Source organism: Eubacterium sp. AF15-50 (genome assembly GCF_934835595.1).
Classification (GTDB): domain Bacteria; phylum Bacillota; class Clostridia; order Lachnospirales; family Lachnospiraceae; genus Eubacterium_G; species Eubacterium_G segne.
Map to the genome: position 1 here is coordinate 1 of NZ_CAKVZL010000105.1, position 6,482 is coordinate 6,482.

Here is a 6,482-nt window from a genome sequence, read left to right on the forward strand (position 1 = left end):
TAGAATATGAATACCAGGCAGGTAAATTCTGGCACTTAAGATATCCTTTAACAGATGGTTCAGGATATATCCAGCTGGCTACAACAAGACCTGAAACATTACTTGGTGATACAGCAGTAGCAGTAAACCCAAATGATGACAGATATAAACATTTAATAGGAAAGATGCTTACACTTCCTTTAGTTGGAAGAGAAATCCCTATTATTGCCGATGACTATGTAGGTATTGACTTTGGTACCGGTGTAGTTAAAATTACACCTGCCCATGATCCTAACGATTTTGAAGTTGGACTTCGTCACAACTTACCTGTTATTAATGTTTTAACAGACGATGCTAAGATTGTTGATGATTATCCTAAGTACGCAGGTATGGACAGATATGAAGCAAGAAAGGCAATTGTAGAAGATTTAGACAAGGAAGGATATCTGGTTAAGGTTGAAGACCATGAACATAATGTAGGTACATGTTACAGATGTCATACAACTATTGAACCAAGAGTTTCAAAGCAGTGGTTTGTAAAGATGGATGAGCTGGCAAAGCCTGCAATAGAAGCTGTTAAAAAAGGTGACACTAAGTTTGTACCGGGATATTTTGATAAAACATATTTCCATTGGCTTGAAAATATCCGTGACTGGTGTATTTCACGTCAGTTATGGTGGGGACACCAGATTCCTGCATTTTACTGTGATGACTGTGGTGAAATGGTTGTAACAAAGGAAGACCATGCAGTATGTCCTAAGTGTGGTAAGGAAATGAGACAGGATCCGGATACTCTTGATACATGGTTCTCATCAGCATTATGGCCATTTAGTACGCTGGGCTGGCCTGATAAAACAGAAGAAATGGATTACTTCTATCCTACTAATACATTAGTAACAGGATATGATATTATACCTTTCTGGGTAATGAGAATGATGTTCTCAGGACTTGAACATACAGGAGAGGTACCTTTTGATACAGTTTTGATACACGGACTTGTTAGAGATTCACAGGGACGTAAAATGTCAAAATCTTTAGGAAACGGTATTGACCCATTGGAGGTTATTGATAAATATGGTGCTGACGCATTAAGATTTACCCTTATTACGGGAAATGCACCTGGTAACGACATGAGATTCTATTGGGAAAGAGTAGAGGCATCAAGAAACTTTGCCAATAAGGTTTGGAATGCTTCAAGATTTATCCAGATGAATCTTCCTAAAGAAAATATTGATTTAGGTAAGAAACCTGAAAACTTAACTGATGCAGATAAGTGGATTTTATCAAAAGTTAACACTTTGGCAAAAGATGTGACAGAAAATCTTGATAAATTTGAACTTGGTATAGCAGCTGACAAAATTTACAACTTTATTTGGGAAGAATTTTGTGACTGGTATATTGAAATGGTTAAGCCTAGATTGTACAATGATAATGATGATACAAAACAGGCTGCATTATGGACACTTAAGAAAGTATTAATTGACTCATTAAAACTTTTACATCCATATATGCCATTTATTACAGAGGAAATATTCTGTAATATTCAGGATGATGAAGAGTCCATTATGATTTCATCATGGCCTGAGTATTCAGAAGAAAACACATTTGAAAAAGAAGAAGCATCAGTTGAAACTATTAAGGAAGCTGTACGTTCTATCAGAAATATACGTTCAGAGATGAATGTTGCACCAAGCAAGAAGGCAAAAGTATTTGTTGTATCTGATGATGCAACTGTACGTGAAATCTTTGAAAAGGGAAATGTATTCTTTGCTACCTTAGGATATGCCAGTGAGGTTATTATTCAAAGTGATAAGGAAGGCATTGAGGATGACGCTGTATCAGTAGTTATTCCAAAGGCTACTATTTACATGCCATTTGCCGAACTTGTTGACATTGCAAAGGAAATTGAGAGACTTCATAAGGAAGTTGAACGCCTTAACAAGGAACTTGCAAGAGTAAACGGAATGCTTTCAAATCCTAACTTTGTAAGTAAGGCTCCTGAAAAGAAAATAAATGAGGAGAAGGAAAAGAAGGCTAAATATGAACAGATGATGGAACAGGTTAAGGGACAGCTTTCCCATTTAGAAAAATAAGGAGAAGGATATGATTAATTTTGAAGAAGAAATTAAAAAATTTCATCCAAGCCTTGAAATAGAAGAGGCAGAAAACGCCATCTATAACAACAATATATCAGATATTACTGATGTTATGATACAGATGGTTGAGGAACTAAAGGGCGAGAACAAATAAGCAAAGGATGGATTTAACAGATGATATGCTATAATTGTGGAAATGTCCTTACTAACAGTGATTATTGCAGTCACTGTGGTATGGATGTAAGCGTCTACAAGAGAATTGTGCGTTTGTCCAACACATATTACAACGTGGGTCTTACAAAGGCAAGAAACAGAGATTTAGCCGGAGCAGCAGATACCTTAAGACGTTGTGTTAAGTTAAACAAACGTAATATTGATGCCAGAAATCTTTTAGGACTTGTGTATTTTGAAATGGGAGAGACAGTTCAGGCATTTTCCGAGTGGGTTATGAGCACCAACATTCAGCCGGATAACAACCCGGCAGACCGATATCTTGTAGCTATACAGCAGGAAAAGGGAAAAGTAGACGAGTTGAATCATACTATAAAGAAGTTTAATGTAGCTCTTAATTATGCTAAGAGCGGAACTGACGACATGGCTATAATTCAGCTTAAGAAAGTCCTTAATCAGAATCCTAATCTGATAAAGGCCTATCAGCTTTTAGCTTTACTTTACACCAAAAACGGTCAGTACGAGAGAGCAAAGAGAACAATAAAGAAGTCTCTTAAAATTGACAAGTGCAATCCTTTAAGTATCCGTTATTTAAGAGAAATTAACGAGTATATGGAGGATGAAAAGAAAAATGATCCTGACAGGAGAATGGAGCGAAGACGAAGCTTAAGAGGTGTAATGGTTGACAGACCTTACTTAAGTGGAAATGATGTTATTGTTCCACAAAACAATTTTAAAGAGGCTATTAGCAGTGCCCAAAGTATTTTACACATAATAATAGGTGTCTTGCTTGGCGCAGCATTGGTTTACTTTATTGTTACTCCGGCAAGAATTGCAGGCATTTCTGATAAAGTAAATGACACAAAGGTTGAATATAATCAAAAGATTGCTATAAAAAATTCTACAATTTCCGAATTGCAGGATCAGGTGGATACAATAAAGAAGGAAAGGGACAAGCTTAAAACGAGTCTTGCCCAGTATACTGGCACGGGAAATACTTTAAGCACAAACTACAGTAATCTTTTAGAGGCAGTACAGTATTACTTAGCAAAGGATTACGACAATAGTGCAAAGTCATTAGAAAAGGTTGATGGCAAAATGAAGATGGAATCAGCTTCATTTACATCGGTGTACAAGTCATTAAGTGATCAGTTGTCATCAAGAGTGGAAAATTCAGCTTTTGATGCAGGTATGAGCGCCTACGAAAGTGCAGATTACGAAACAGCAATAACACAGTTTACAAAGTGTATTGAGGCAAATAAAAACAACGTTAAAGCGATTTATTACTTAGCCTATGCCTATAACAGGCAGGGAGATACAACTAACTCCAATAAGTATTTCAAGAAAATCGTTGATGATTTTGGAGATTCAGAATACGCAGATAGAGCAAGAAATATGTTATCAGACAATGGCGGCGATGACGGCAACAATGGTGATAACGGAGACAATGGCGGTGATAGCGGAGACGGCGGAAGTTCAGAATAAAATATAAAAATACTAAAGAAGAGAACCTTAAAAGGGTTCTCTTTTTGTGGTTATGGTAAAACAGGTATTGAGCCATGTTTATAAAATTTTAAGGGGGATTACAATGGAAGTTTTATATGAAGTAAGGGGAAGAAATCTGTTGATTTATTTACCGGAAGAATTAGACCATCATAATGCAAAAATCATAACAGAGCAGTCGGACTGGTATATTATTTCAAACAAAATTCAAAACATTATTTTTAATTTTAAAAGAACAAAATTTATGGACAGTTCAGGAATCGGGGTTATTATGGGACGGTATAAGTTAGTTAAAAACCGGGGCGGTAAAGTTACTGTTACTAATATTAATAATTCTATTGACAGAATATTAACTATTTCAGGTTTGTACAAAATTGTTGAAAAAACAATAACACCGGATTTATCCAGATATTAGGAGGAAAGTATGGAGAATAATATGAGCATTACGTTTGATGCCAAGTCACAAAATGAAAGTCTGGCAAGAATGGTGGTGGCTGCCTTTCTCACGGAGGTTGACCCTACAATCGAAGAAATAAATGACATAAAAACTGCTGTTTCAGAGGCAGTTACTAATGCAATAATTCACGGATACGGGGAAAAAACGGGAACTGTATACATGAAGTGCAACATGCTTACAAATAAAATAAAGAAAAATGATAGTACATACGAAACAGATACAACCATAAAAATTGAAATAAAAGATGAAGGTGTTGGAATTGAAAACATAGAAAAAGCAAGAGAGCCGTTGTTTACAACTAAACCGGAGTTAGAACGCTCCGGAATGGGATTTATGTTTATGGAAATGTTTATGGATGAACTGATTGTAGAGTCAGAAAAAGGTCGTGGTACTAAGGTTTCCATGACAAAGAGATTAACAAAGCAGGAAAAAATCTGATAATGGATGTATTATCGTTAATAGAAATGGCTCATAAGGGAGATAAAGCAGCAAGGGACAAGGTACTTTTAGAAAACAGTGGTCTTATCTGGAGCATTGTCAGGAGATTTTTAAACAGAGGCTATGAAAGTGAGGATTTATTTCAAATAGGCTGTATAGGAATGCTTAAGGCAATTGACAGGTTTGATGTTAATTTTAAAGTGGCATTTTCCACCTATGCAGTGCCACTGATAGCAGGAGAAATCAGACGCTTTTTAAGAGATGATGGCATTATTAAAATAAGCAGAACCATAAAAGAAAATCAATTGAAAATTTATTTAGAAACGGAAAAATTCAGAAAAGATAATAACAGGGAACCTACGGTGGAGGAATTGTCTAAAGTATGTGATTTAACCTGTGAGGAAATAATAACTGCATTAGATGCATCAAGAGAAGTGGAATCTATTTATAAGGAAATCGATACCGGGGATAATAAAAAGCAGACCATATTGGAAAAAATAGAGGATGAAAGCAGTCATGAGATAATGGTTATTAACCGCATAATGGTAAAACAGCTGTTAGAGACACTAGACGATACAGACAGAAAAATAATTATTTTAAGATATTTTCAAAATAAAACCCAGTCGGAAATTGCAAATATAGTGGGAATGACTCAGGTTCAGGTGTCAAGAACTGAAAAGAAAATTTTAGAAAAATTAAAAAAGCAAATTGGATAAATTAGAATAATATAGTGTTCATTGGATATAATGTATGTCATAAACAATTATAGAAAGGATTTGACAGGTATGAAAATCTTTAAAGTTATAATTATTATGGCTGCCATCATAATGGCTACAGGAATTGGTGTTTATTTGTGCTCTCAGGCGAAGGAAACAGAAAAAACTGAAACGGCAGTTATGATTTAGAGGTGGGCATGAGTGATACATTATATATAAAGTTAGATCAGTGCGTGGAAGTAACTCACGAAGATGTAACTATTGGCGATGTGGCAAAATTAGAATGTAAGAACATGTCAGTGGTAAACAGGTTAAAGCCCATTAAGCTTTTAACTGATCATTCCAATGGCAAAAAAAGATATATTGTTTCTATAATGGAAATTTTTGAAATAGTGGATGAAACCTTTGAAAATGTTGATGTACAAAGTGTTGGTGAAACAGACTGCATTATTGAATTTAAAAAGGCATATGCAGGGAAAAAATATCTGGAAATTATTAAGGTTATTTTAATATGTGTACTTTTGTTTTTCGGAGCAGGTTTTTCCATAATGTCATTTAACAATGACGTTTCAGTGGAAGGAATGTTTGAAAAAATCTGCAAGTTAGTGGCGGGAGACAAAAATACCGGAAAATCATTAATGGAATTATGCTATTCTGTGGGAATGGGGGTAGGAATCCTTGTATTTTATAACCATTTTGGGCTAAAGAGGTTTTCAAAGGATCCAACGCCTATTGAGGTTGAAATGCGAAAATATGAAACCGATGTTAATCAGACTTTAATTGAGGGGCATAACAGACAGGATGGAAAGTTGGATGTAAAATGACGTGGTGGAAATATATAATTTTGGGACTAACAGCATTTGGAGGAGGCAGTGTAATTTCAGCAGCGGTATTTGCCCTTATTGCCTCCACCGGTGTTATAACCAGAATGGCAGGGAAAACCCATACCGGAAAACATGTTACTAAATATGAGACAGCAGTTGTGGCAGGAGGTACATTGTGGAATATATTCTGGGTATTTTCCGTAAAACTTCATATGCCGGTAACGGTATCGGCAGTGCTACAACCCATAATAGGACTGTCTCAGGGAATCTTTGTAGGATGTCTTGCAATATCTTTAGC

The 6,482-nt window shown here is 35.7% G+C and carries 8 protein-coding genes; all 8 read left to right on the forward strand.

What is annotated here, in order from left to right:
- Positions 1-2,072: valine--tRNA ligase (locus Q5O73_RS09540; RefSeq protein ID WP_302669572.1), on the forward strand; the 2,072-nt coding region annotated here is incomplete at its 5' end.
- 10 nt (positions 2,073-2,082) lie between these two features.
- On the forward strand, positions 2,083-2,229 hold the full coding sequence (locus Q5O73_RS09545; protein WP_021953416.1) for a hypothetical protein: 147 nt from the start codon (positions 2,083-2,085) through the stop codon (positions 2,227-2,229).
- A 20-nt stretch (positions 2,230-2,249) separates the two neighbouring features.
- Entirely contained in the window at positions 2,250-3,731 is a 1,482-nt protein-coding gene (locus Q5O73_RS09550) for a tetratricopeptide repeat protein (protein ID WP_118588941.1), read from the forward strand.
- 103 nt (positions 3,732-3,834) lie between these two features.
- Positions 3,835-4,164 (forward strand): anti-sigma factor antagonist, encoded by a 330-nt coding sequence (locus tag Q5O73_RS09555; protein ID WP_021953414.1) that lies wholly within the window; start codon positions 3,835-3,837, stop codon positions 4,162-4,164.
- Positions 4,165-4,173: 9 nt separating this feature from the next.
- Positions 4,174-4,644, forward strand: a complete 471-nt coding sequence (gene spoIIAB / locus Q5O73_RS09560; protein ID WP_021953413.1) for an anti-sigma F factor — start codon at positions 4,174-4,176, stop codon at positions 4,642-4,644.
- A 2-nt stretch (positions 4,645-4,646) separates the two neighbouring features.
- Positions 4,647-5,360, forward strand: coding sequence for a SigB/SigF/SigG family RNA polymerase sigma factor (locus Q5O73_RS09565; RefSeq protein WP_118588942.1), 714 nt, complete (start codon positions 4,647-4,649; stop codon positions 5,358-5,360).
- Between the two features lie 197 nt (positions 5,361-5,557).
- Positions 5,558-6,184, forward strand: a complete 627-nt coding sequence (locus Q5O73_RS09570) for a stage V sporulation protein AA (protein ID WP_118588943.1) — start codon at positions 5,558-5,560, stop codon at positions 6,182-6,184.
- Positions 6,181-6,482: stage V sporulation protein AB (locus Q5O73_RS09575; protein ID WP_302669573.1), on the forward strand; the 302-nt coding region annotated here is incomplete at its 3' end. The genes Q5O73_RS09570 and Q5O73_RS09575, both read left to right, overlap by 4 nt.